22 protein-coding genes are annotated in these 25,593 nt (G+C 59.5%); 9 read left to right on the forward strand and 13 right to left on the reverse strand.

The features are described from left to right. Positions 1-51: 51 nt before the first annotated feature. The 3 genes from AC13QE_RS07710 to AC13QE_RS07720 form a co-directional block, all read right to left on the reverse strand. Positions 52-882, reverse strand: coding sequence for an ABC transporter permease (locus tag AC13QE_RS07710; protein ID WP_132716836.1), 831 nt, complete (start codon positions 880-882; stop codon positions 52-54). Continuing rightward, positions 879-1,682, reverse strand: coding sequence for an ABC transporter permease (locus AC13QE_RS07715; RefSeq protein ID WP_015340139.1), 804 nt, complete (start codon positions 1,680-1,682; stop codon positions 879-881). Before AC13QE_RS07715 ends, AC13QE_RS07710 begins: the two co-directional genes overlap by 4 nt. Before the next feature lie 118 nt (positions 1,683-1,800). After that, a complete protein-coding gene (locus tag AC13QE_RS07720; protein WP_015340138.1) occupies positions 1,801-2,583 on the reverse strand; it encodes a lysine/arginine/ornithine ABC transporter substrate-binding protein in 783 nt (260 codons plus the stop codon). A 368-nt stretch (positions 2,584-2,951) separates the two neighbouring features. Between AC13QE_RS07720 and AC13QE_RS07725 the strand changes: the two genes are divergently transcribed. Then, positions 2,952-5,459: an OmpA family protein gene (locus AC13QE_RS07725; RefSeq protein ID WP_488483232.1), complete on the forward strand. Its 2,508-nt coding sequence runs from the start codon at positions 2,952-2,954 to the stop codon at positions 5,457-5,459. Between the two features lie 51 nt (positions 5,460-5,510). Here the strand turns inward: AC13QE_RS07725 and mobB are convergent, their stop codons facing one another. From mobB to AC13QE_RS07740, 3 genes are read right to left on the reverse strand one after another with little or no spacing between them, the layout of a single operon-like run. Then, the gene (gene mobB, locus AC13QE_RS07730) at positions 5,511-6,041 is read right to left on the reverse strand and encodes a molybdopterin-guanine dinucleotide biosynthesis protein B (protein ID WP_132716834.1); all 531 of its coding nucleotides are present in this window, start codon (positions 6,039-6,041) and stop codon (positions 5,511-5,513) included. Next, positions 6,038-6,688 (reverse strand): molybdenum cofactor guanylyltransferase MobA, encoded by a 651-nt coding sequence (gene mobA, locus AC13QE_RS07735; RefSeq protein ID WP_488483233.1) that lies wholly within the window; start codon positions 6,686-6,688, stop codon positions 6,038-6,040. The genes mobB and mobA overlap by 4 nt, the downstream gene beginning before the upstream one ends. Positions 6,689-6,698: 10 nt before the next feature. Further along, positions 6,699-7,610, reverse strand: a complete 912-nt coding sequence (locus AC13QE_RS07740; RefSeq protein ID WP_488483234.1) for a DMT family transporter — start codon at positions 7,608-7,610, stop codon at positions 6,699-6,701. Between the two features lie 355 nt (positions 7,611-7,965). Here AC13QE_RS07740 and AC13QE_RS07745 point away from each other — a divergent pair, with 355 nt between their 5' ends. Next, the gene (locus tag AC13QE_RS07745) at positions 7,966-10,515 is read left to right on the forward strand and encodes a methyl-accepting chemotaxis protein (protein ID WP_488483235.1); all 2,550 of its coding nucleotides are present in this window, start codon (positions 7,966-7,968) and stop codon (positions 10,513-10,515) included. A gap of 103 nt (positions 10,516-10,618) precedes the next feature. Here the strand turns inward: AC13QE_RS07745 and AC13QE_RS07750 are convergent, their stop codons facing one another. Together AC13QE_RS07750 and moaA are read right to left on the reverse strand one after the other, a co-directional pair. Further along, entirely contained in the window at positions 10,619-11,371 is a 753-nt protein-coding gene (locus AC13QE_RS07750; RefSeq protein ID WP_488483236.1) for an MBL fold metallo-hydrolase, read from the reverse strand. Positions 11,372-11,392: 21 nt separating this feature from the next. Continuing rightward, complete coding sequence (gene moaA, locus AC13QE_RS07755; protein WP_488483237.1) at positions 11,393-12,442, reverse strand: GTP 3',8-cyclase MoaA; 1,050 nt, start codon at positions 12,440-12,442, stop codon at positions 11,393-11,395. A 133-nt stretch (positions 12,443-12,575) separates the two neighbouring features. Between moaA and AC13QE_RS07760 the strand changes: the two genes are divergently transcribed. Next, positions 12,576-12,950, forward strand: a complete 375-nt coding sequence (locus AC13QE_RS07760) for a gamma-butyrobetaine hydroxylase family protein (protein WP_132716829.1) — start codon at positions 12,576-12,578, stop codon at positions 12,948-12,950. 31 nt (positions 12,951-12,981) lie between these two features. After that, the gene (locus AC13QE_RS07765) at positions 12,982-14,181 is read left to right on the forward strand and encodes a low temperature requirement protein A (RefSeq protein WP_488483238.1); all 1,200 of its coding nucleotides are present in this window, start codon (positions 12,982-12,984) and stop codon (positions 14,179-14,181) included. Here AC13QE_RS07765 and AC13QE_RS07770 read toward each other — a convergent pair. Continuing rightward, positions 14,175-14,660 carry a MarR family winged helix-turn-helix transcriptional regulator gene (locus tag AC13QE_RS07770; protein WP_488483239.1) on the reverse strand — a complete coding sequence of 162 codons (486 nt, stop codon included), beginning with the start codon at positions 14,658-14,660 and terminating at the stop codon, positions 14,175-14,177. The two genes, AC13QE_RS07765 and AC13QE_RS07770, sit on opposite strands and share 7 nt — an antisense overlap. A gap of 45 nt (positions 14,661-14,705) precedes the next feature. On the opposite strand from AC13QE_RS07770, the gene AC13QE_RS07775 reads away from it, so the two are divergent. Both AC13QE_RS07775 and AC13QE_RS07780 read left to right on the forward strand, forming a co-directional pair. Continuing rightward, a complete protein-coding gene (locus AC13QE_RS07775; protein ID WP_488483240.1) occupies positions 14,706-15,671 on the forward strand; it encodes an alpha/beta hydrolase in 966 nt (321 codons plus the stop codon). Between the two features lie 56 nt (positions 15,672-15,727). Continuing rightward, positions 15,728-16,336, forward strand: a complete 609-nt coding sequence (locus tag AC13QE_RS07780) for a pyridoxamine 5'-phosphate oxidase family protein (protein WP_488483241.1) — start codon at positions 15,728-15,730, stop codon at positions 16,334-16,336. Between the two features lie 54 nt (positions 16,337-16,390). Here AC13QE_RS07780 and AC13QE_RS07785 read toward each other — a convergent pair whose 3' ends face one another. From AC13QE_RS07785 to fumC, 3 genes are all read right to left on the reverse strand, one after another. Next, positions 16,391-17,458 carry a GGDEF domain-containing protein gene (locus AC13QE_RS07785; protein WP_488483242.1) on the reverse strand — a complete coding sequence of 356 codons (1,068 nt, stop codon included), beginning with the start codon at positions 17,456-17,458 and terminating at the stop codon, positions 16,391-16,393. A gap of 196 nt (positions 17,459-17,654) precedes the next feature. Then, positions 17,655-19,262 carry a fumarate hydratase gene (locus tag AC13QE_RS07790; RefSeq protein WP_488483243.1) on the reverse strand — a complete coding sequence of 536 codons (1,608 nt, stop codon included), beginning with the start codon at positions 19,260-19,262 and terminating at the stop codon, positions 17,655-17,657. Positions 19,263-19,597: 335 nt separating this feature from the next. Continuing rightward, entirely contained in the window at positions 19,598-20,989 is a 1,392-nt protein-coding gene (gene fumC / locus AC13QE_RS07795) for a class II fumarate hydratase (RefSeq protein ID WP_112334688.1), read from the reverse strand. A 402-nt stretch (positions 20,990-21,391) separates the two neighbouring features. Between fumC and AC13QE_RS07800 the strand changes: the two genes are divergently transcribed. Continuing rightward, positions 21,392-23,290 carry a L,D-transpeptidase family protein gene (locus tag AC13QE_RS07800; RefSeq protein ID WP_488483244.1) on the forward strand — a complete coding sequence of 633 codons (1,899 nt, stop codon included), beginning with the start codon at positions 21,392-21,394 and terminating at the stop codon, positions 23,288-23,290. A 72-nt stretch (positions 23,291-23,362) separates the two neighbouring features. On the opposite strand, the gene AC13QE_RS07805 is transcribed toward AC13QE_RS07800, so the two are convergent. Then, entirely contained in the window at positions 23,363-24,037 is a 675-nt protein-coding gene (locus tag AC13QE_RS07805) for an HAD family hydrolase (protein ID WP_488483245.1), read from the reverse strand. 195 nt (positions 24,038-24,232) lie between these two features. Here AC13QE_RS07805 and rpiA point away from each other — a divergent pair, with 195 nt between their 5' ends. Together rpiA and AC13QE_RS07815 are read left to right on the forward strand one after the other, a co-directional pair. Then, on the forward strand, positions 24,233-24,934 hold the full coding sequence (gene rpiA / locus AC13QE_RS07810) for a ribose-5-phosphate isomerase RpiA (protein WP_488483246.1): 702 nt from the start codon (positions 24,233-24,235) through the stop codon (positions 24,932-24,934). Positions 24,935-24,947: 13 nt separating this feature from the next. Beyond that, the gene (locus AC13QE_RS07815; RefSeq protein ID WP_112606318.1) at positions 24,948-25,502 is read left to right on the forward strand and encodes a DUF2059 domain-containing protein; all 555 of its coding nucleotides are present in this window, start codon (positions 24,948-24,950) and stop codon (positions 25,500-25,502) included. Positions 25,503-25,593 lie beyond the last annotated feature (91 nt).

Genomic DNA, 25,593 nt, shown 5'->3' on the forward strand with positions numbered 1-25,593 from the left:
GATTGCATGGGAGTGCTGCCAAGGCTGCGCCCAGGCGCAGCCTTGGCGGGATCAGCGCTTGAGGTGCCGTGTCAGTCGGCCTTCCATCCACGCCCAGCCATTCCGCATCAACTCGACGATAACGAGATAGAAGATCGCTGCCCAGAGATAGATCTGATAGTCGTAGGTACGCGAAAACGCGTATCGCGTCTCGCCCATGAGGTCGTAGACGGTGATGATGGACACCGTGGCGGAACTCTTGATCAGCAGAATGATCTCGTTGCCATAGGGGCGCAGCGCCACGATGAGCGCCTGAGGAATGATAATCTTGCGGAAGGCGATCCAGGTGTGGATGCCAAGTGCGCTGGCGGCTTCCCGCTGGCCTTTCGGCACGCTTTGAATGGCGCCCCGGACAATCTCCGTCTGATAGGCCGCCGTGTTCAGTGTCATGGCGAAGACGCCGCAATAGAAGGGGTCCTTGAAGAACCACCACAGGCCGACATCCTCGAAGAACCAGCGAAAGCTCGGAAAGCCGTAATAGACCATGAAAATCTGCGCCAGCAGCGGCGTACCGCGAAACAGATAGACATAGCAATAGGTCAGCGTGCTCAGAAATTTGTTGCTCGACATGCGGGCGAAAGCCAGCGGTATCGAGAGGATCGCGCCGAGGATGAAGGATGTGGCGACCAGTTTGACGGTGATCCAGAGACCGTTGCGAAGCCTGGGTCCATATGTCATGACCTTATCGAGATCCCAGCCGAGCACAATCATCGCCAACAGCGAAATGCCGAGAATGGCCCAGAGGGTCAGAAAAAAATAACCGGCGATGCGCGCCTTGGACAGCTTCGTGACCGTCTTCGGCGGTGCCGGCTGCGCGGCGATCAGAACTTCGGCATGGCTCATCGATGGACCTCCGCGCGTTTAGCCCATCGATCGAGATAGAAGAGGCCGACGGAAGAGATGACGGCCAGTGTCAGATAAAACAGGCAGGCGATGGAATAGAAGGTGAAGGGCGCCTTGGTGGCGCGGACGGCAATCCCCGTCTGCCTGATGATATCGGCAAGGCCGATGATGGACACGTAAGACGTATCCTTCAGCAGGTTCATCCAGAGGTTCCCGAGATTTGGCAGGGAAATACGCACGAGTTGCGGCACGATGATAAGCCGCATGGTTCGCGCCCGATGAAATCCAAGTGCATCGCCTGCCTCATATTGACCTTTGGGAATGGCTTTGAAGGCAGAGAGGAGGACTTCCGAACAATAGGCGGAAAAGACGATTGCCAGCGCCACCATGCCGGCCGCGAAGGCGTTGATCTCAACGGGTCCGTCATAACCGAATTTGGCGAGCACGGACTGCAAGAGGATCTGCATGCCATAGTAGATGATGAAGAGCGTCAGCAGCTCCGGCAGGCCACGGAAAATCGTCGTGAAGACACCAGCGGCGAGCCTCAGCGATTTCTCTTCCGATTGCTGCGCGAGCGCCACGAAGAAGCCGATGACGATGCCAAGCGGCAGCGTTAGGACCGAGACGGCGATGGTGATCTTCAAGCCGCCGGCAAGCTCGTCGCCCCATCCCGTGTCACCACAGGCGAGCATCGTATTTTGGCCGAACAGAGTGAACAGTCCGGCCGGACCACACAATGGGTCAAAAATCGTACTCAACCAGGTCCACAAGGAACCAAGGGCGGAAAACAATCCGCTCATGCCATATTTCCCCTAGCGGCTTTTGCCGCGTTTCTGCTTATATTCATCTCGTTGTCAAACAAAAACGGCGGAAGGGCAAGCTTCCGCCGTCGTCTTTTCCCAGGGAATCGACGGGCGATCAATCGCCGTAGACGTCGAAATCGAAATACTTGTCCTGGATCTTCTTGTAGGTGCCGTCAGCGCGGATCGCAGCGATCGCGGCGTTCAGCTTATCCTTGAGGGCCGCATCGCCCTTGCGGATGGCGATGCCTGCACCGACGCCGTTGATGACCGGGTCGCTTTTCAGCGTACCGAGCATTTTGCAGCAGTTGCCTGCATCGGACTTCACCCATTCGGACAGCACGACGACGTCGTCGATGGCGGCATCGATACGGCCGTTGCTGAGGTCGAGCTTGTATTCGTCAGCCGACGGATAGAGCTTGAGCTCGGCATCCTTCAGGTGGGCGGACGCATAGTTGGCATGCGTCGTGGAGGACTGTGCGCCGATTGTCTTGCCCTTCAGGGCTTCATCGGTCGCTTCCTTGAGAGTGGAGTCCTTCGGAATGGCGATTGCCGGCGGCGTGTTGTAAATCTTGTTAGTGAAGTCGACGATCTTCTCGCGCTCGGGTGTGATCGACATGGACGAGATGATCGCGTCGAACTTCTTGGCCTGCAGGGCGGGAATGATGCCGTCGAAATCCTGGTTTACGAAGGTGCACTTGACCTTCATGTGATCGCAAAGCGCATTGGTTATATCGATGTCGAAGCCGGTGAACTTGCCGCCGGCGTCAAGCGATTCGAAAGGCGGGTAGGTCGCGTCCGTGCCGAAGACGATCGTGTCGCCGTCGGCAAGCGCCGCACCGGCGACGAGCGACATTGCGGCGAAGGATGCGGCGGCAATAAGACGAGTGGAGATGCGCATATTGACCCTCTCTGTTGGTGGCCGGCAGCCCATTATTGTTTTTGGCAGACGGCTCGAGTGGAGCGGGCCGGTGGCCCGCCTCGCGGCGATATTCGTACTTTTTTTTGGGAAAATGCAACTGGAATTACAAAGGCAATCTGCCTTTGCGCAATGCCGCCGTAATGCACGCGCTACACAGGCAAATCTGAATGTAAGCCATCCATTGCGTTCAGGCAGGGTTAATTACGGCAACCTAATAGAGCGGGAACATATAGCGGCTTGCCGCGATTCAGCCTCATGAGAACCGAAAATTGGCCGGGTTCCTGAGGCAATCGCCTTGCCGCTCAGATTCGCAATTCGGCGGACAAAGATCATAAGAGGAGACCCCTATGGGAAAGCGATCCAGACTATTTGCCAGCGCCGCGTTTCCGCTGCTTTCGCTATCGCTCGCCTTCGAGCCGGCAGCAGCCGCGGCCCTTCGTGAACAGCCAATCGTACCGCTGAACAACGGCATCGCCGGCGCAGCCGCGACCGCCGCAGATACAAGTTTCGAGGTGGCGCAGCAGGAGGCGCCGGCAGCTCAGCCCGATGAAGAGCAGCTCAAGCACAAGAAGCCTGCCGAGGGCGGGGAGGGCCAGAAGCATCAGGGTGGTGGCGAGCAGCAGCACCAGATGAAGCAGGCTGAGCCCGAGGGCGAGCCGAAGCCGCCGAAGCAGCAACAGCCGCAAGCGCAACCGCCGAAGGCCGAGCATCAGCAGCCCGCGGAGCAGGAGCAGCCGAAGCCGCAGAAGCAACAGCCGGCCGCAGAGGCTCCCCCCGAGCCGAAGAAGCAGCGCCAGCAACCGGCCGAAGAGCAGCCTCAGGCACAGCCCGAAGCCAAACCGCAGCCTAAGGCTGTCGCTCCCCAGGCAGAGCCGGAAGCACCGCAGCCGAAGCCGAAGGTCAAGCAGCCCGAAGCCAAGCAGCCTGTGGAGCAAGAGCAACCGAAGCCGCAAAAGCAGCAGCCGGCCGAAGCGCCGCAGCCGAAGGCAGAGCAGCAGCCTGCTACGGAAGCGCAGCCGGAAGCACAGCCGCCAAAGGCCAAGCCTGGTTCGAAGGCACAGCAGCCGACGCCGGCCGAGAAGCAGGCTCCCGCCGCGGGCGAACAGCCGAATCAGGAGGCCCAGCCTGGAAAGCAGGCGCAGCCCGAACAGAACGCCCACCCCAAGCCGCAAGGTCAGACCGAGGCTCCGGCGAAGCAGCCTGCCGAGCAGCAGCCGGCACCGGCCGGTGAACCTGTCCAGGGACAAAAGGCACAGCCGGGAACGCAGCCTCAGACGCAGGCACAGCCCGGAACGCCTGCAACCCCTGGCGCTGCGCAGGGGCAGAAGCAGGGCGGGGACAAGACCCACGGCAAACAGCCGCAGAACCAGCAGCAGGGCGAGCAGCCCGCTGCCAATCCGCAGCAGCCGGCCCAGCAGGGCACGCCGCAAGGACAGCCAGCACAAGCTGGCAATCCGGCAACGCCGCAGCCTGGCAAGCAGCAACCGGCCAATGGCGCTGCGACGCCGGCTCAAGCTGGTGCAACGGCTCCCGCCGCCAACGGCAGTGGCCAGCAGGCTGGCGAAATTAAGCTGCCTCCGGCCGAGCAGGTCTCGCCGCAGGAACTGGAGCGCCGTAAGAAGATCGCGGAGAATCCCGCCTCTGCCAATGGTCCCGTCATCCTGCCCGTCGAAAACGGAAGCGCGGTTCTGGACAGCCAGAAGGATGCGGTTCGTCGTGGCGAGCATCTGAACAACGGGCAGAATCCCGCTGCCCCAGGCGCCCAGGGTGGTCGCGGACAGGCGGGTCAGGCTCCGCAGAGCGGGCAGGCCCAGACCGCCCCGGCCCAGCAGCCGCCACCGGCTTACACCAAGCCGCCGACCTCCGATGCTGAGGCCCAGCGCGCGGCAGCAGGCGCTCAGCAGCAACCTCCGGTCAAGATGGAAGCTGTAACCAGCGAGCAGGGTCGTCGCATCGATCGCCGGCCGGACTTCGCCCCGCCACAGGGAACGACGGTGCAGACCATCATCAATCAGGACAACCGGACCATCGTGAATGTCGACAACACCTATGTCGTTCGTCACGATGATAGCGAGCGCTTCATTCGAGGCGGCGAGCGCCCGGTCTACGAACAGCTGCCGCGTGACCGCTACCGCGAGACGATCGATCAGCCCGATGGTGATCGCGTCATCACGATCCGCAACCGCTACGGCGACATCATCCAGCGCTCGCGCATTGACTCCAGCGGTCGCGAATATGTGCTGTTCTACTCGCCGGAACTGGAAAATCGTCCTGACAATGACGACTACTACCGCGATCCGGGTGAAGATCTGCCGCCGATGCGACTGCTCATTCCGCTGAGCCAGTACATCATCGACACGGCATCGAATCGCAATGCCGACTATTACGACTTCCTGCGTGAGCCGCCGGTCGAGCCGGTCGAACGTATCTATTCGGTCAACGAAGTCCGCTATTCGGCTCGTATCCGCGACAAGATCCGCCGTATCGACCTCGACACGATCACCTTCGCGACGGGCAGCGCCGAGATTCCGATGTCGCAAGCGAGCAGCCTTCGCGGTGTCGCCGATGGCATGTTGAAGATCATCAAGCGTGATCCGACGGAAACCTTCCTGATCGAGGGCCATACGGATGCGGTGGGTTCGGCCCAGAGCAATCTGATCCTGTCGGACCAACGCGCGGAATCGGTCGCCAACGTGCTGACGGATGTCTACGGCATTCCTGCCGAAAACCTGGTCACCCAGGGCTATGGCGAGCAGTATCTCAAGGTGAATACGCTCGGTCCGTCGCAAGAAAACCGCCGCGTCACGATCCGCCGCATCACGCCGCTGGTGCGCCCGGTCGCATCGAACCAGTAAGAAACGGCTTACAGCTTGATAGCGGGGGCCGCCGGGAAACCGGCGGCCTTTCTATTTCGTCGGTTTGCCAAGGCCGACTTTCGCAGCGATGAAGTCGGCGATGGCGAGAGTGTCGTTGAGGTCGAAAACAGCGAGCGGAGCGGCATCTTCCACCGGATGGTCGGCGGCGATAGCGATGATGTGAGGGTCCTGTGGGGCGAGCGGTTCGCGCTTAGCCGCTTCCAGCCGGCGCGCCTCGATTTTCGGGATGGGTTCGCGCTTGTAACCCTCGATCAAGACAAGGTCGCAAGGGGCGAGACGCGCCAGTATTTCTTCGAAGCTCGGTTCGGGGGCGCCGCGCAATTCGTGCATGATGGCATAGCGCGTGCCGGAGACGATGGTGACCTCATGCGCGCCCGCCTCGCGATGGCGAAAGCTGTCGGCGCCGACCTTGTCTATATCGAAATCATGATGCGCATGCTTGATGGTCGAGATGCGATAGCCGCGCTGGGTGAACTCCGTGACCAGCCTCACGGCAAGCCCCGTCTTGCCGGAATTCTTCCAGCCGGCAATGCCGAAGATTTTGGGCCGAGATTTCGTCATGACATGTCTTCCAAAGCTGCTAGCCATGTCTCCGCTTCGGCGAGATCGGCTGGCGTATTGATGTTGAAGAAGGGATCGAGAGGCCCGATTGCCGTTTCGACCGCGGGGAATTCCACCCGCCGCACCTTATGTCGAGCGAGAAAATCCCTGACGCGCCGTTTGTCGTCGGAGGAGATCCATAGCTCCAGGTCGGCGGTGACTGAGACGGGCCAGAGACCGAAAACAGGATGATCCCGGCCGATTGATGCGGCAATGGCAATCTCATCGAGGCCATGAATGACATGTGCAAGGCGCGCGACAAGATCGGAAGGAAAGAACGGGGTGTCGATGGGGATGGTGGCGATGTGCGAGACCTCAGGGTGACGCAATTGCGCATCCTGCAGCGCGGCAAGCACACCTGCAAGCGGCCCCAATTTACCGGGAGTTCTATCCGGAATGAGCCGCATTCCCATGGCGTCAGGCCAATCGGCATCTGCATTCAGTGCGATTGGTTTGAGCTGCCGTTGCCCGATCTTCGACATGATACGAGCGATCAAGCTTTCGCCGGCGAGCAGCGCAAAGGCCTTGTTTGCGCCCATGCGGCTGGAACGGCCGCCCGCGAGCAAAACGACGGGAATATCTTCGGGATTGGCGATGAAGTCGGACATGATTGCGACCTCAGGCGGGAACGCGGGGTTCTGATTCCTGCGCGACAGGCTCGGCCGCCCGCCGTCTGCTTTCGCGATAGAAAGTATAGATACCGGAGGCAATGACAACGGCTGCACCGAAGACAGACCATCCGTCCGGCAATTCGCCGAAGGCGATCAATCCGAGCAGAGCCGACCAGATGAGACTGAGATAACGGAACGGCGCGACGAAAGAGATTTCGCCCGTGCGCATGGCCAATATGACGCCCTGGTAGCCGATCAGCACCAGAACGGAGGCCAGCAGGATCTGCAGGAGCGACGTCGCGCTCGCCGGCTGCCAGCCACCGAAGGGGATGATGCACAATGCTCCGAATATGGATATGGAAATTGCGGTGCAGAGCGTGACCATCAGTGACGGCACGTCCTTGTCTATACAGCGTGTCGCCAGATCGCGGGCGGCGGTCGCAAACATGCAGGCGATAGCAAGGAGGGCCGCCGTCGTGAACCCGTCACGGCTGGGCCTGATGATGATCAGCACGCCGACGAAGCCGACGGCAATGGCCGTCCATCGCCTCCATCCCACAGGCTCGTTCAAGAAAATCATCGCGCCAAGTGTCACGGCAAGCGGAACAGCCTGCTGGATAGCGGAGGCATTGGCGATAGGCATCATTCCAAGAGCAGTGATGTAGGTTGCTGCCGCCAGAGCTTCGCAGGCGATGCGCAGCGCAATCATCGGCTGCAGGATGACGCGCCAATTGCGCAGGGCGCCCATTCGACGGGCAAGCAGATACACAAAAAAACTCGTGAACAAGCCGCGGATGAAGATGATCTCGCCTGCGTTCATCGTTGCGATAACAGTCTTGGACAACGCATCGCTGCAGGAGAAGCCGGCCATGGAGGCCGCCATGAAGAGCGCGCCCTGCGTATTCTTGGTCAGTCGCATGAGAAAGATGAGTCTCCCGATTACCCATCTGAATTAGCGCCGTTTTCAGCAAATTGGAATCGGCTGTGTTTCGGCCGAAGTTGAATTCGTTTGAGCGGCAGTCAAATTCGATTGTGCATTGCGGGATGTTTGTCATTCATTGACGTAATTTTTCGCGCTGTGGTCGTGGAATGATACAGCGGTTGCAGTTTTTTTGCCGTTGCAGAGGCTTTTAGGCAGGCGATTAATGCTTATTCAATCTTATTTCCCGAGGCTCTCAGCGGTTTTGCATGAGGCAGAAGCCCTTACCGCAGCGCAGCAGGAATGACGATCCCGCCTTCGCTGGAGATTTTTAATAATCCAGTTGAGGCGCCGTATGTTTTTCATTGATCGTCTTTTGCAAGGCCGCAGGATTGTCACCAAAGTCCTTATTTTCGTGGTGCCTCTGGTGGTTCTGATCGCCGGCGTCGGCCTGGTGGGCTATCACACGGCCAATATTCTGAACGGTCATATGACCGTGACGCGCGCCACGATCGAGAATATCAGCGATTTCGAGAACCTTCAGGCCGCCCTGCAGGAATTCACGGGTTCACCTTCCGATGACACGCGCCAGACATTGGCCGCCAAGATCGACGCGCAGGAACAGGGCGTCCGTCGCTTAAGTGGGCTGCTCAGTGACGATCAGCGCGCCAAGATCATTCCGGTCACCGAGCTTGCCGCCAAGATGCGCACCCAGGAAGCGACGCTCTGGTCCATCAGGCAGAAGCAGGATAGCGATGTCGAAGCCATCCGGAAGGCGGTACAAAACATCGAGGCGACCGCCAAGGCCGCCGGCAAGCAGATCGACATCATCCGCAAGGATTTCAGCGACAAGGAAACCTTCGCCAAGGAACTGCTCTACGATGCTGCGGCCTATAAGGGCCTGTCGGAGAAGATGAGCAATCTGCGCATCCAGGTGCAGATGGCTGCCGATTCCACCGAGGAGATTTCAGACGCGCGCACCTATGCGGACGCTATCCTGAAGCAGGTGACGGTTTCCAAGGCACTCGTTTCCAAGCGCGGCGCCAGCCTCGTCGCCAATGCCTCCGATGCGGCCGACAAGCTCGATGCGGTATTGAAAGGCTCCGGCACGCCCGACCAGAAGGTCGAGGCGATGGGGCCGATCCTGCAGAGTTTCGTGAAGATCGAGGGCGAAATGACCCTGCAGTCGGCCAAGAACAGCGATACCGCCGCCGATCGTTTCGTCAGTCTCGATAAGATCATCGATGGCCAAAAGGAGCTTCTGGATCATGTCGATCAGGCGCTTAGTCTCGTCGATCGTCTGATATTGCACGCCTCGCGCATGGAAAACGTTCGCGATGCAGCCTCACGCGAACCGGTACTTGCGGATCTCAAGGATCTGCAGAGCATAGCTGCAAGGATTTCGGAGCTCGGCCCGACCAACGCCACCATGCGTGATTTTGCGGCTCATATGAAGCCGCTGATCGAGGGCTTGACCAATGGATCGGCCGATCTGCTGCAGACGGCAGCCGACTGGAAGACGACGCGTGTTCAGTCCAACACCTTGCTCGCCGATGCGATGACCTCGCTGCGTGGCTTCGTTGCTCAGGCACAGGAACTTGGCAAGGAAGATAGCGAGCGTTCGGCTAACGTCTCGGTCATCGCCATGATCGTTGGTACGCTGCTTGCCATCATCGGCGGCCTCATGCTCGTGGAAACCCTGCGCGGACCGCTGAAGCGCGTCGCCGACGTGATGACGCGCCTTGCGAGCGGCGACCTGGAAGTCGCGATCGACGGCCGCAATCGCGGCGATGAGATCGGCGACATGGTACGCTCCGTCAGCGTCTTCCGCGATGCCGCGCTTGAAAATGTCCGGCTGGAGCGGGAAGCCGAAAGCGCCCGTGCGCTCTCTGCGGAAGAGGCTGCCCGCCGCGCCGCCGAGCGCGCCCGCATCGAAGGCGAGCAGAAGCAGGCGCTCAATGCGCTGGCCGACGTTCTCGCCAAGCTTGCCGACGGCAATCTGGAAGAGGGAATGCGCGAGGACCTTTCGGCTGACTTCGTGGAAATGGCCTTCACCTACAATCACGCGGTCGAGGCGCTGCGTGAGACCCTGACTGACGTGCGCTACACGGCCGAGGAGATCAAGGGCGGCACCGGCAATCTTGCCATGTCGGCCGACGACCTCGCTCGGCGCACCGAGCAGCAGGCTGCCGCCCTCGAGGAAAGCTCGCGGGCACTGCATCGTCTCAGCGACGTTGTGCGCTCGACCGCCGATCGTGCACGGCAAACGGCGACCTCCGTCAACGAGACGCAGGCCTATGCGACCCAATCGGGTGAAGTCGTCGCCAAGGCTGTGGGCGCCATGAGCGAGATCAACCGTTCGTCGGAGAAGATCGCCACGATCATCGGGGTCATCGACGAGATCGCCTTCCAGACCAACCTCTTGGCGCTGAATGCCGGTGTCGAGGCAGCCCGTGCCGGTGAGGCCGGCCGCGGCTTTGCTGTTGTCGCTCAGGAGGTGCGTGAACTTGCGCAGCGCTGCGCCAACGCGGCGAAGGAGATCAAGGGCTTGATTTCCGCAAGCTCCACCCAGGTGCGGAACGGCGTTCATCTGGTCGAGCAGACCGGCGCAGCCCTGACCGAGATCATCAACCATGTCACCGGCGTCCAGAGGCTCGTTGCCGACATTTCGTCGGCGACCACCGAGCAATCGACCGGTATCGAGGAAGTCACCCGCGCGGTTTCCGAAGTCGAGCTGATCACGCAGCGGAACGCGGCAATGGTCGAGGAGAACAATGCCGAGATCCATGGCCTGCGCCAGCGCGTCGACATGCTTTCGGAAAAGATCGATCGCTTCCGCACCGGCGATGGCGAGGCGGAGCATGCGAGCTATGGCAATGCGGATGCACGTTACCGCGCCGCGTAAGGCTGCATCGATGGAAAGACTATCATGAATCGAAAAGCGCCGAGCCAACGGTCCGGCGCTTTTCCATTGAAGTCTGTTTTCCAATTACTGAATTGCGAGCGAATTACCGACCGAGATGGAGCGTCTCGCCATCGGCGGGAATGAGCAGCCGCGAGGGATCGAGACCGCCTGCCTCTGCGGTTTGGCGAAGATCCTGGCGCGTGATGGTCGCGTGATCGAGCGCTTCCATATGAGTCGCGACGATGGTTGCTTGCGGGGCGAGGCGGCTGACTTCGAGCGTCTGTTTGTCGTCCATGACGATCAGGTCGCCATCCCAACGGGCGCCGCAGGAATGGGTGACGATGATATCGGGGGAGAATTCACGGATCGTTTCGGCGACCGGAGGGTAAAACACGGTATCGCCAGCCCAATAGACAGTGGGTTCGCTGACAGCTTCCAGCGTGAGGCCGATAACCGGCCCCATTTTTTCCACCACCGGCCCAACGCCGTGGCTGCCTTGCCGCGGCGTGATTGTTACGCCTTGCCAAACGACCGATTGCGTGAGCGGCGTGACGTTTGTGAATCCCGCGTCGCGGATACGTCCTTCGTCACCGGGTTGGCAAAGGATCGGCAGTGTTTTCGGCACGCGCTCCTTCGCCACGGCATCGAAATGATCGGTATGGAGATGCGATACGATCACCAGCTCGACGCCCTGGAGAATGTCGTCGATCGAACGCGGCAGTTCCGTCATCGGATTGGGAGAGCGGCCGGTGAAGGACGGGAGACTGTGGCGCGGTGCAAAGTAAGGGTCGATCAGCAGAATATGGCCGCCATAGGTGACCTTCAGCGTCGCATTGCGAATAAGCTCAAGCTGCATATTTGATGTTCTCGGTGGGATTTAGCCGCCGGTGACGCTCATGTGGCGACCGACTGCCGGACGGTTGTGCGTGCGGTCGATGATGAAATCATGACCCTTCGGCTTGCGGGTGATGGCTTCGTCTATCGCTGCATGGAGCAGGGCGTCATCCTCGCTTGCGCGCAACGCCGTGCGCAGGTCGGCCGCGTCGTTCTGGCCGAGGCACATATAGAGCGTGCCCGTGCAGGTGAGCCTTACGCGATTGCAGCTCTCGCAGAAATTATGGGTCATGGGCGTGATGAAGCCGAGGCGACCGCCGGTTTCGGCGACTTGGACGTAACGGGCAGGGCCGCCCGTCTGGTAGGGAATGTCCACCAGCGTGAACTCACGCTCGAGATCGGTGCGCAACTGGGAGAGCGGGAGATACTGGTCGGTGCGGTCTTCGTCGATCTCGCCCATGGGCATGGTCTCGATGACGGTCAGGTCCATGCCGCGACCATGCGCGAACCGCAACAGGTCGGGAATTTCGGTATCGTTGAAGCCTTTGAGCGCGACAGCGTTGAGCTTGATCTTCAGACCGGCTTTCTGCGCTGCGTCGATGCCTTCCATCACCTTGGAGAAATCTCCCCAGCGGGTGATCGTGCGGAATTTATCGGGATCCAGTGTATCGAGCGACACGTTGATGCGCCGGACGCCGCTATCGTAAAGCTCTTCGGCATGGCGGGCGAGCTGCGAGCCGTTCGTCGTCAGGGTCAATTCGTCAAGCGCGCCATTTTTCACGCTCTCACCGAGCTTGCGGACCAGAAACATGATGTTCTTGCGCACCAGAGGTTCGCCGCCGGTGAGCCTGATCTTGCGCACGCCCTTGGCGATGAAGGCGGAACAGAGCCGGTCGAGCTCTTCGAGCGTCAGCAGATCCTTCTTCGGCAGGAAGGTCATGTGCTCGGCCATGCAGTAGGTACAGCGGAAATCACAGCGGTCGGTGACGGAAACGCGGAGATAGGTGACCGCACGCCCAAAGGGGTCGATCATCGGGCCAGTACCCGCTGCCAGCGGCGATGCGCCGCCTATCGTGCCAATTATGCTATTCACTCGAACCTCCGTCAGGTCACTAATGTGTGCATAGGCGATTGTTGCGTCAAGGAAAATGACTTTCAATTATACTTGCGTGTAGACCTGTCGCGGCATAATTCTCGGAAAGACGCTGAAGGACATGGGAAAATCGATGAGTGACGTTTGGCCGACCGAATTGCGGGTCTCTAAGGATCGCCGTCACCTGTTGGTGACGTTCGACAACGGCGCGAGCTTCGACTTGCCGGCGGAGATGCTGCGGGTGCTGTCTCCCTCCGCGGAGGTCCAGGGACATGGACCGGGACAGAAGGTTACCGTACCGGGTAAGCGCAACGTCGGCATCATGTCGATGACGCCGACCGGCAATTATGCCGTTCGCATCGGCTTCGACGACATGCACGATACCGGCATTTTCACATGGTCCTATCTGCGCGAGCTTGGAGAAAAGGGCCAGGAGCTTTTCGCGGCCTATGAGGCTGAGCTGAAGGAAAAGGGTCTCAGCCGCGACCCGGTTGGAAAGCCGCGTTAGCAAATTCCAGTGACGGACAGGGGACGTAGGCATGATCCTTGGTGGTAGGGAAAACTGGCTTCGCGCCAAGGGCAGCAAGAACGAGAGCAAGGTTTCCTTCGTCGAGCTGTTTTTCGACCTGGTCTTCGTTTTCTCGATCTCGCAGCTTGCGCATGCGCTGGCCGAGCATTTCACCCCATTAGGGGCGCTCGAGGCCATCATGCTGATCTTCGCGGTATGGTGGGTTTGGGTTTTCACCGCCTGGGTGACGAACTGGCTCGATCCGGACCGCATGCCTGTGCGCATCATGCTGTTTACGCTGATGTTTGCGGGACTTATCCTTTCCGCTGCTATCCCCGAGGCCTTCGGCGAGAAGGCGATTTTCTTTGCCGGCGCCTACGTCTTCATGCAGGTGGGCCGTTCGCTGTTCACCGTCTACGCCCTCAAGAATGCCAGCGCTGCCAACCATCGCAATTTCCTGCGCATCACCAGCTGGCTGATCCTGTCCGGCATTTTCTGGATATCAGGCGCCCTGATGGAAGGCGAAATGCGCATCATAGTCTGGCTGATCGCGCTCATCATCGAATATGCAGCTCCAGCGCTTGGCTTCCGGGTACCCGGGCTCGGCAAGTCGACGACGGCGGACTGGAATGTATCAGGCGCGCATCTGGCCGAACGTTGCGCACTCTTCATCATCATCTGCCTCGGCGAAGCGGTCCTGCAGGCCGGCAAGACCTTTGCCGAACAGCCGGTGACGCCCTTGATCGTCGCGGTGTTCATCACCGCCTTCGTCGGCACGGTTGCTCTGTGGTGGATTTACTTTCAGTTTGGCCATGAAAGGGCGGCCCATCGCATCGAGCATGACGACACGCCCGGCAGCCTCGCTAGGCAGGCGTTCACCTACGCGCATATTCCGATCTTGGCCGGTATTATCCTGAGCGTCGTCGGAGATGAATTTCTCTTTGCTCATCCGCATGATGCAGCGGATATGCACGCCGCGGCCGCCATTCTAGGCGGACCGGCGGTCTTCCTCCTTGGAAATCTCTGGTTCAAAGGGGTAACCACCGGCCGGCCGCCGCTATCGCATATGGCGGGACTCGTCGGGCTGGCGCTATTGCTTCTTACCTTGCCGATGGTCGTGGTCTATCAGCTCGGCATTCTGGCGACGGCCGTGCTCGTCGTCGTTGCGATCTGGGAATTCGCCTCGTTGAACCGGGTTGTTCCTGCGGCACGCTCAGCCGGCGATCACTGATCGCCGACGGGCTCCAGTGGTTCATGCTCTTCCTGCATCAGGAGGCTGACGACGCGCTCCATATGCACGGTGATCGCGTCGCACTCTTCGATTGGCGCATCCGAGAGCATCCGGTCGATGAGCGTGGTCTGGATGGTCATGGCCTCTTCCGTCACGCGCCGGCCTTCCTCGGTCAGGTGGAGGCGGAGCACCCGCTTGTCGAGACGATCGCCACGGCGTTCGATCAGCCCCCGCTTTTCCATCTGCGGCAATAGCATGCTCATGTTGGAGCGGCCGACCAATAGCTTGCGGGCAAGCTCCTGCTGGGAAATGCCTTCAAAGCGAAACAGGTTGACGAGAATGTCGAGGTGCGGCGGCTTGATGTCGAGATGCGCCAATGCCCGTCCGAGCGATTGTTGCATCAGCTGGCAGGCGCGCGCCACGGCGATCCAGCTTCGAAAACGCGGATGGTCCCAGGGAAGGGATTGATTTTTGTTCATCGTTGTACTTTATTGTTCATAGTTGAACATTATTGGATTCCCACTATGCCATCCTTTGCGCTCAAGGTCACCCGGTCGGGTCTCGCCGGTCTCGAAAGGCTATCTCCGAGGCTCGCCGGCAAGGCAGCTTTCCGGCTTTTCTGTCTGACGCCATCGCGTCGGCCGCGGGGCTCGAAGGCCAAGGCGGCGTATATGGAGGGCAGGCAGCGTCTCCTTGCAGCGGAGCAGGTGATGCTGCCGTTTCCCGGCGGCCGCGCCATGGCTTACCGTTTCAATGGCGGCGCTAAGGGGCCGCGCAGGCGCTATCTCGTAGTCCATGGCTGGGGCTCCAGCAGTGAATATATGTCTGAGCTGGCTGCATTCCTTGCCGATAGTGGGGCAGAAGTGATCTCGCTCGATCTGCCCGGCCATGGTCGCTCGGCCGGTCGGTTCCTGAATGTGCGTTTGGCCGTTTCCGCTATCGCGGCGGCGTCGGCGCGCTTCGGAGCCTTCGACGCAGCGATCGGACACTCCTTTGGTGGGGCATCCCTGGCACTGGCATCCGCGGGCTTTCTGCCTGATATCGAGCCGCTTCGTCCAGGCAAGCTTGTGTTGATCGGTGCGCCGAGCGCCATGGGCTCGCTATTCAAGGATTTCGGTCGACTGATGCGGCTCGGACCTGCGACCCAGGCGGCCCTGGAAGACGAGGTTCGCCTGATAACGGGCAGGACGCTTGTTTCCTATGACCAGAAACATGGACGGCTGGATCCGAGCCGGCCTGTTCTCGTCATCCATGCCGAGGATGACAAGGAGGTGAGCGCCGATCATGCGCGCGGCTATGCGGCCGAGGGGCCGCATGTCCGTCTCTTCTGGGCCAATGGTTTCGGGCACCGGCGAATCGTCAGCGCCGCACCCGTGTTCGACGCCATCCAGGGCTTCCTTACCGAAGATACCCAGAAGGAAAATCCGCTCGAAAATCATGACGGGACGGTGCTATCGTTCTACCGAACTCCGCTGCGTCGCTCGTCATAATAGTGGCTGTGCCGCGCCGGATCCGAGTTAAATGCCAGAGAGAAGCGTGAGGTCGCATGCACATCGTCACATCCGTCGAGGAACTGAAGCAGCTCTATGGCGACGCCGGCGAGGCGTCGATCACCAAGGTCACGAGCGTCCTGACACCGCTCTATCGCCAAATGATCGAAGCATCGCCCTTCATGGCACTGGCAACGGTCGGGCCTGAGGGGCTTGATTGCTCACCGCGCGGTGACTTGGGTGGAGTCGTTCGCGTAGAGGACGAGAAGACCCTGCATCTGCCGGATTGGCGCGGCAACAACCGCGTCGACTCTCTTGCGAATATCGTTCGCGATCCGCGCATAGCGCTGATGTTTCTCATCCCGGGATCGAATACGACGATGCGGCTCAATGGTCGGGCAGTCGTCTCGATCGACCCGGCCTTGCTCGACAGTTTCGAGATGGATGGCAAGCATCCGCGCTGCGTTGTCGTGATTACGATCGAGGAAGTCTATTTCCAGTGTGCGCGGGCGATTATGCGGGCCGAGCTGTGGAATGCGGAACGGTTCGTCGATCCGGCAAGCCTGCCATCGCCGGGTATGATGCTGAAGGCGGCGAAGGCCGATTTCGATCAGGAGACTTATGATCGCGAGGCGCCCGTACGGGCAGCCAAGACACTCTGGTAAGCAAGCCGCCGGCATGCCTGGGAAAGCAGCGCCGGCGGTTGGTTGGCTTCGCTTCTAATTCTTGTAGATGAGCCAACTTTTGGTGAAATCCTTCTGCATGCCATCCTGATAGACGCTGCTGCAATTGCGGCCGGCATTCTTGGCGCAATAAAGCGCCAGATCGGCCTTGTTATACAGTTCCCCGGAATCGGCCGCTTCCGAAGCCATGCAGATGCCGAGGGAGAGGGTGATCGGACCATAGTCGACCCTGGTGCGCGAATTCTTGAACGGCGTCGCCTCCAGGGTGCGACGGATCCGTTCGCAAACCGTCGTAACTTCCTCGATGCTGGTGGCTTCCAGAATGAGAGCGAATTCCTCGCCTCCGACGCGGGCGACGAAAACGTCGCGACGTACATTGGCGCGGATGATGGAGGCGACGGTGGCGAGAATCTTGTCGCCGACCGGGTGCCCGAACGTATCGTTGACCCGCTTGAAGTGATCGATATCGGCAAGAACCAGAGCGGTCGTCGGCCGGGTAAGCTGGTTGTCGAAGATGGAGATCAGCCGGTCCTCGAAGGCGCGGCGGTTGGAAAGCCGGGTTAGCGAATCGGTGTTGGCGATGCGCTTGTATTCGTCCAGCTCCTTGCGGACCAGATCCATTTCCTGGCTGCGCTCCACGACATGCTCGACGGTCTTTTCACCGTGAGCCATCGTATCGCCGGTTGCTGTGGCGAGCATGTCAATGGCGCTGCGCAGCAGTTCGGCGCTGTTGTGGCTTCTGGAGCTTATGCTTTCACTGGTTTCGCCGAGCAGGCGGTTATAGCTTTCGAGTGTTGTCTGTTCCTGACGCAGGGCGCGCAGGATGGCATCGAGTTCGGAGGCGAGGCGGGTATGCGCTTCATCGAAGACGCGGCCTGCATGATGCGGAAAATACTTGGCGCCGATCGCGTCCAGCTCCTCCTGGGTGGCGTTTTTGCCCAGAGCTGCCAGTTCACGCGTAAGAGTGGGATTGGAGCCGATATAAGCTTCGTAGAAAAGTTCGTAATTGCGCGGAATAGGTGCGACCCCCATGGATCGCATGGCGTAGGTAATTTGCCCTGCCACGTCGGGAATTTGCGCCTTCGGCGTAATCGCCGTACTCATCGATGAGCTCCGTAACATGTATTTTTTAAATCTCTTCTTTATCTACGCAAAGATTCTTTGAGAAAATATTAAGAATGTGATTATGAAAAATCCTCTGACACTATGGTTTTATTCAAAAATAATACAATTGAAGAGGGTTTTACAGAAAGGGGCGCCGATGCGCCCCTTTTGATATGCTCAATTCAAAACAGCTATTCTATCCAAGGTTAAGTTCCTGAAAGAAATCATTGCCCTTATCGTCAATGACGATAAAGGCGGGAAAATCTTCGACCTCGATTTTCCAGACCGCTTCCATGCCAAGTTCCGGATATTCGAGTACCTCCACCTTCTTGATGCAATCCTGGGCAAGGCGGGCAGCCGGCCCGCCGATCGAACCGAGGTAGAAGCCGCCATATGTCTTGCAGGCTTCCCGTACGGCACGCGAGCGGTTGCCCTTGGCGAGCATGACCATGGAGCCGCCGAAGGATTGGAACTGGTCGACGTAACTGTCCATCCGGCCTGCGGTCGTCGGGCCGAACGAACCGGAGGCATAGCCGGCTGGCGTCTTTGCCGGGCCGGCATAATAGACCGGATGGTTCTTCAGGTATTCCGGCATGCCTTCGCCCTTTTCCAGGCGTTCGCGGATCTTGGCATGGGCAAGGTCGCGCGCGACGATGATGGTGCCGGTCAAAGAGAGGCGCGTCTTGACTGGGTGCGCCGATAGCTCTGCCAGGATATCCGCCATCGGCCGGTTGAGATCGATGCGGACCATGGATTCCGAGAGCTTGGCTTCGTCGATCTCCGGCATGTACTTGGACGGGTTGGTCTCCAGCTGTTCGATGAAGATGCCGTCGCGCGTGATCTTGCCTTTCGCCTGGCGGTCGGCGGAACAGGAGACGCCGAGGCCGATCGGCAACGATGCGCCATGACGGGGCAGGCGGATGACGCGGACATCATGGCAGAAATATTTGCCGCCGAACTGCGCGCCGACGCCGAGGCTCTGCGTGAGCTTATGGATTTCCTTCTCCATTTCGATATCCCGGAAGGCATGTCCGCTTTCGGAACCTTCCGTGGGAAGACAGTCGAGATACCGCGTCGAGGCGAGCTTGACCGTCTTCAGGTTCATCTCGGCCGAGGTGCCGCCGATGACGATCGCGAGATGGTAGGGCGGACAGGCCGCCGTGCCGAGCGTCAGGATCTTTTCCTTCAGGAAGTCCAGCATGCGGTCGTGGGTCAGGAGAGACGGCGTGCCCTGATAGAGGAACGTCTTGTTGGCCGAGCCGCCGCCCTTCGCGACGAAGAGGAACTCGTAGGCGTCGGTTCCTTCCTCGTAGATATCGATCTGTGCGGGCAAGTTGTTCTTGGTGTTCTTCTCCTCGAACATCTTGATCGGTGCGAGTTGCGAATAGCGCAGGTTCTTCTTCTCGTAGGCGTCGAGTACGCCCTTGGCGAGCGCGCCGCTGTCGCCGCCTTCGGTCCAGACGCGGCGGCCCTTCTTGCCCATGATGATGGCGGTGCCGGTATCCTGGCACATGGGCAGCACGCCGCCGGCGGCGATATTGGCATTCTTCAGCAGATCGTAGGCGACGAAGCGGTCGTTATCGGTCGCTTCAGGGTCTTCCAGGATCGATGCCAGCTGCTTCAGGTGGCCGGGGCGTAGCAGATGGTTGATGTCGGCAAAAGCCGTTTCGGCAAGGAGACGGATGCCCTCTGGATCGACGGTCAGGATTTCCTGGCCCTTGAAGGTATCGACGGAAACATAGTCGCCCGAAATCTTGCGGTAAGGGGTCGTGTCGTCGCCGAGGGGAAATAGATCGTCAGCCATGTGGAAACCTTTCAAGCCGGATGGCGGGGAAGATGTTTGGAAACGATCTAAATCCGGCTTGAGGCAAAAGCAATTGTCTGGCTGATAAGTTGAAATCTCAAAATGGAGATGCGCAGATCGGGTGGGTCTTTTGACGTTGAGATCTTGTGCCCGGCCCCTCACCCTAGCCCTCTCCCCGCTCATGCGGGGAGAGGGGACCTATCCTGTGTTTGCGGCACCTACTGAGGCTGCTGATCTTGCATGATCACTCCCTCGCCCCGCCTGCGGGGCGAGGGCTGGGGTGAGGGGCCAGGCAGATCGTTGCACCAGACGCGAACGTGCCTGATGATCACCGTTCACTTCGGGCCGATCATCGTTTCCGGGCGGACGATGGCGTCATATTCTTCCGAAGACACCAATCCGCTTGCCAGCGCCTCTTCTTTTAGGGTCGTGCCGTTCTTATGGGCCGTCTTGGCGATCTTGGCGGCGTTGTCGTAGCCGATCTTCGGGGCGAGCGCGGTCACCAGCATCAGGGAGCGCTCCAAGCCAGCCTTGATGTTGTCCTCGCGCGCCTCGATGCCGACGACGCAATTGTCGGTGAAGGAGACGGCGGCATCGCCGAGCAACTGCACAGACTGCAGGAAATTATAAGCCATCATCGGATTGTAGACATTGAGCTCGAAATGGCCCTGGCTGCCGGCAAAGGTGAGTGCAGCGTTGTTACCGAAGATGTGAATACAGACCTGCGTCAGCGCTTCGCACTGTGTCGGATTGACCTTGCCCGGCATGATCGACGAGCCCGGCTCGTTCTCCGGCAGTGAGAGTTCTCCGAGGCCCGAGCGCGGACCAGAGCCAAGCAGGCGGATGTCGTTGGCGATCTTGAACAGCGCGGCGGCGGCGGCATTGATGGCTCCGTGGCTGAAGACCATCGAGTCATGGGCAGCCAGCGCTTCGAACTTGTTCGGGGCGGTAACGAAGGGCAGGCCAGTGATCTTGGCGATCTCGTCGGCGACCTTCTCGGCAAAGCCGATCGGTGCATTGAGCCCGGTTCCAACCGCAGTGCCGCCCTGGGCGAGTTCGCAAAGGCCCGGCAATGTCAGCTCGATGCGCTTGATCGAGGAGGCGACCTGCGCGGCATAGCCGGAGAATTCCTGGCCGAGCGTCAGCGGCGTTGCATCCTGCGTATGAGTGCGGCCGATCTTGATGATATGGGCGAAGTCGGCAACCTTCTTTTCCAAAGCGGCATGCAGATGCCTGAGCGCCGGCAGCAGGTGATGGACGATCTGCTCGGCGCAGGCGATGTGCATGGCCGTCGGATAGGTGTCGTTCGACGACTGGCTCATGTTGACGTGATCGTTCGGATGCACCGGCTTTTTCGAGCCCATGACGCCGCCGAGCATTTCGATCGCGCGATTGGAGATCACTTCATTCGCGTTCATGTTCGATTGCGTGCCCGAGCCGGTCTGCCAGACCACAAGCGGAAAATGCTCATTGAGTTTTCCGTCGATGACTTCCTGCGCCGCAGCAACGATCGCTTTGCCGAGGGTCGGATCCAACTGGCCGAGCTCCATGTTGGCACGTGCGGCCGCCTGCTTGACGATGCCGAGGGCGCGCACGACCGATAGCGGCTGCTTCTCCCAGCCGATCTTGAAATTGCCCAGCGAGCGTTGCGCCTGCGCGCCCCAATAGCGGTCGCTAGCAACTTCGATCGGGCCAAATGTGTCGGTTTCGGTGCGGGTGGAGGTCATCTTCCTGGTCCTGCTTTCCATTGAGACGGATAGCAGCTCATATAGGTCCGAAAGGGCCTCATGAAAATATCAAAGCGCCATTTGATGACTATTATAGTCATGTTTTGCTTGGTGCGGCGTGCTCTTTTTAACACGCTGCGCATATATTAACGGACACGCATTTTCGGGCGCTTAAAAAGTCTCCAAAAATTCAATAAAGCATTAACCAATAATTTCATATTTTTGTGTGGACTGAGCCGCGAAAGACGCCACCGCTTCGTCACATGAAGTTGAGGCATTGAACGAAAGGCGGGCCTCGCCGTTTTCATAGTGTGAGTATACGATGTCGAAGACATCGCGGCCGAGTTGAAAACAGCACCGCCAAGCTCGAAGTCATCGCACGATACAGGGACTGATTACAGAATGAAACTTGCTTCCAAAGCCACCGCATCCGTCCTGGCTCTCTCCTGTTGCCTTTCCTCGATAGGCGCAACCTCTGCAAGTGCCATGACCCTCATGGATTTCATCCGTGGCGGCCAAGGCCGTCAGCAGAGCACGCAGGTTTCGGCTCCCGTTCCTGTCAATCCGGTGCAGACGCTGGATCCTGATCAGCCTCCGCGAGTAAAACAGCCGCTGCCGACCGTCGATGCGCCAAAATATTATACCTATAAAGCCGATCAGATGCGTTTGGTGTCGACGGCGCATTTCGCCGACCCGGTCGTGACCGGTGCCGTTGCAGACGCTTCTCCCTCGCCAGTTGCGATCGACTCCGAGATTTCGCAGCGCCGTTATCTGGCAGATGCGCGCGTCATGGCGACCAACGACATCGCCAAGGCGATCGAAGCCTATTATGCCGATCAGAGCAAGCCGCTTCTCTGGGTTGCCGATCATGCCGTCAGCGACAAGGCGAAGGCTGCCATGGCGGCACTTGCCGATGCGGGTTCCGTCGGCCTCGATCCCGCCGATTATGCGGTAACTTTGCCCAGTGCGGATGCGGAAAACGCCGATCCGGTCATGCGCGATCGCGCGCTCATGCAATTCGAGCTCGCGCTGTCCAGCAAGATATTGATGTTTGTTCAGGATACGGTTCGGGGTCGCCTCGACCCGAACAAGATTTCCGGCTATCACGACTTCAAGCGCAAGGACGTCAATCTGACGGCAATGCTCGATGTATTGCGCGCCAGCCCGGATGTTCCAGCTTATCTGAACAGCCGAAACCCATCCAATCAGCAATTCCTGGCCTTGAAGGCGGAACTCGCGAAACTTCGTGCGGAATCCGGGTCGGACGGCAGCCATATCTCCATTTCGCTGAGCGGAATTCTGAAGCCGGGCGGCAGCTCCCCGGAAATGGCCAACATCGTCAAGGCGATCCAGCACCGCGGATCGGATGCGCTGAAGGCGGCCCATGCCGATCTTTTCGATGCCTATCTGGGCACGCCGGACTATACGCCCGAACTCGTGTCGCTGGTTGAAGACTTCCAGCGCGAGAAGGGGCTGACGGCCGATGGCGTGATCGGCTCATCCTCCGTTCGCGCAATGGTCGGCGAGAACAATGACGTGAAGATCCAGAAGCTGGTCATCGCCATGGAGCAGTTGCGCTGGCTGCCGCCTGAGCTTGGCCCGCGCTATGTCTTCATCAACCAGCCGGCTTTCATGGTCTATTACTACAATAACAACCAGGAGCAGCTGTCGATGCGCGTCGTCGTCGGCAGCAAGCAGCACCAGACCTTTTTCTTCGAAAATCAGGTGCAGACGGTCGAATTCAATCCGTTCTGGGGCGTTCCGCAGTCGATCATCATCAACGAAATGCTGCCGAAGCTGCGTTCCGATCCGAACTATCTCGACCGGATGGGCTATCAGGTCGAAGTCGGCGGTCGTGCTGTCGCATCCTCCAGCGTCGACTGGTACGGCTCGACGAAGAGCATCTCGGTTCGCCAGCCGCCGAGCAGCGACAACGCACTCGGTGAATTGAAGATCCTCTTCCCGAACTCGCACGCGATCTACATGCACGATACGCCGCAGAAGAGCTTCTTCAAGAAGGATATGCGCGCACTCAGCCACGGCTGCGTCCGTCTTGCCGATCCGCGCGCTATGGCCGCCGCCGTGCTGAACACGACGGTCGATGACGTCGCCAAGCAGATCGCCACTGGCCAGAACAAGGCTGTGGCCGTGCCGCAGAAGTTCCCGATCTACATCGCCTATTTCACCGCTTGGCCGAACAAGGACGGCGTCATCCAGTATTTCAACGACGTCTACGATCGCGATGCCGCCACGCTGAAGGCGCTGGATGCGACCTCAAAGGCACGCACCGCCCAGATCTAAAGTCTGTTCAGCGGAGAAAACGAATAAGGGCGGCCCATCGGTCGCCCTTATTCGTTTAAGGGCTGATGCGCCTCAGGCCGCCAGCAATCCCTCGACCAGCTCGGGCGTCAGTTCGTCGTAGTGGTAGATGATGCGGTTCGGTCCGAGCGTTTCGATGCCGACATCGGAGTAGCCGAAAGGGACGGCGATCGAGGGGACGCCGGCATTGCGGGCGACGAGGATGTCGTTGATGCTGTCGCCGATCATGATCGTACGGGCGATGTCGCCGCCGGCGCGTTCGACCGTGCCGATCAGGTGCTCGGCATTCGGCTTGCGGACGGTGAAGGTGTCGCCGCCGGTAATGGCCTCGAAGTAATGGGTCAGCTTCAGCCGGTCGAGCAAGGTACGCGCCAGCGATTCCATCTTGTTGGTGCAGACGGCGAGCTTATAGCCTTGGCTCTTCAGCGTATCGAGAGCTGCAAGCAGCCCCGGGTAAGGCTGCGTCACGCCTGGCATGGTTTCGGAATAATGAGTGATGAAGCGCTGCAGAAGGGTGGGCAATTCTTCCGATGTCAGCATATAGCCGTGCAGCTTGCAGGCTCGCTCGATCATGACCTGCGCGCCGTTGCCGACGAGATGTGTCACGTCGTCGTAGCTGACCGGGGGAAGCTTGAGCGCCGCGATCGTATGGTTCAGGCTGACGATCAGGTCCGCATGCGTGTCCAGCAGCGTGCCGTCGAGATCGAATACGACAAGGGGGGATTTCACTAGGAATCGGCCTTTGCAGAGAAAAGAGTGCGTCTTTTGGAGTTAAAAGATCGCGTAGGCAATTGCAACTGAAGTGCCGGAATGCCTTGGCGGGAAGGGGCCGGGGATTTCTATATCACGCCGTTATTTTGGCTTTCGTTTGGCTGGAGAGCCGTGTAAACAGCAGACCAACGTAACAATGGGAGCAGGTGGCGCATGGACGCCCGCCAGATGAAGATTGAGGCTGCGAGAGCCGCGCTCGCTCATGTCGAGAGCGGCATGCGGCTCGGGATCGGCACCGGCACCACGGCGGAGGAATTCGTTCGCCTGCTCGCCGAAAAGGTTGCTGCCGGCCTCTCGATCCAAGGCGTTCCGACGTCCGAAAGGACGGCCAAGCTTTGCAATGAGCTCGGCGTCCCGTTGAAATCCCTGGACGAGCTTCCCGAACTTGACCTCACCATCGATGGTGCCGATGAGCTGGATGGCGCGCTGACGCTGATCAAGGGCGGCGGCGGTGCGCTGTTGCGCGAGAAGATCGTTGCGGCGTCGTCAGCCCGCATGATCGTCATTGCGGATCAAAGCAAGGTCGTCGAGACGCTCGGCGCATATCCATTGCCTATTGAGGTCAATCCGTTCGGGCTCGTTTCTACCCGCATCCTCATCGAGAAGGCGGCCTCGCGTCTTGGGCTCTCGGGCACCCTCGACATGCGCCGCTCCGGTAACAGCCTCTTTGTCACCGACGGGGGGCATTACATCGTCGATGCATCTTTCGGCCGCATTCCTGATGCAGAGGCGCTGTCGAACGAGCTCTATTCGATTCCCGGCGTTGTCGAACACGGGCTCTTTATCCATATGGCGACATTAGCGATCATTGCCGGCCCTGCCGGTGCGCGCACGTTGCAGGCCAACAATACATAGGAGCACTCATCTCATGATCAAATTTGCGGGTCTTGGCCGTCTTGCCGCTGCAACCATTCTTCTTTCCGGCATTGCCTTCGGTTCGGTCAACGCTCAGGAAGTTTCCGAGGATCAGATCAAGGCTGCCCGCGCCGCGATCAATGCTCTCGGCATTACCAACCAGTTCGACAATATTCTGCCTAATCTCGCCGAGCAGCTGAAGAGCACGATGATCCAGGCAAACCCGAATTTCGGCGATGCGATCAATTCGACCGTTGATGCCACCGCGCTCGCGCTCGCACCACGTCGTGCCGATCTGGAGCGTGAAGCTGCCATCACCTATGCCAAGGCTTTCTCGGCCGACGAACTGAAGGCAATCGCCGATTTCTACGGTTCGCCGGCAGGCAAGAAGCTTCTTAAGGATGGTCCGCTCGCCACCCGCGAACTCTACAAGGCCGCCGATATATGGAGCCAAGGCATTTCGCGCGATCTCGCAAAGCAGAGCAACAATGCTCTGCAGAAGGTCGTCAAGCAGCCGGTCGTTACGCCGGATGCCGGCGCGGCCGCTCAGCCGGCGCCGAAGCAGTAAGCGACGCGTCTTTGCTGCATTCGTTCCGAAAGAGATGTTTCGTCTTTTAGGTGCGTACGGCAGGCAGCTGAAATTCGAAGCCCGGATCGAT

Source organism: Martinezella sp. CNPSo 3957, assembly GCF_057784395.1.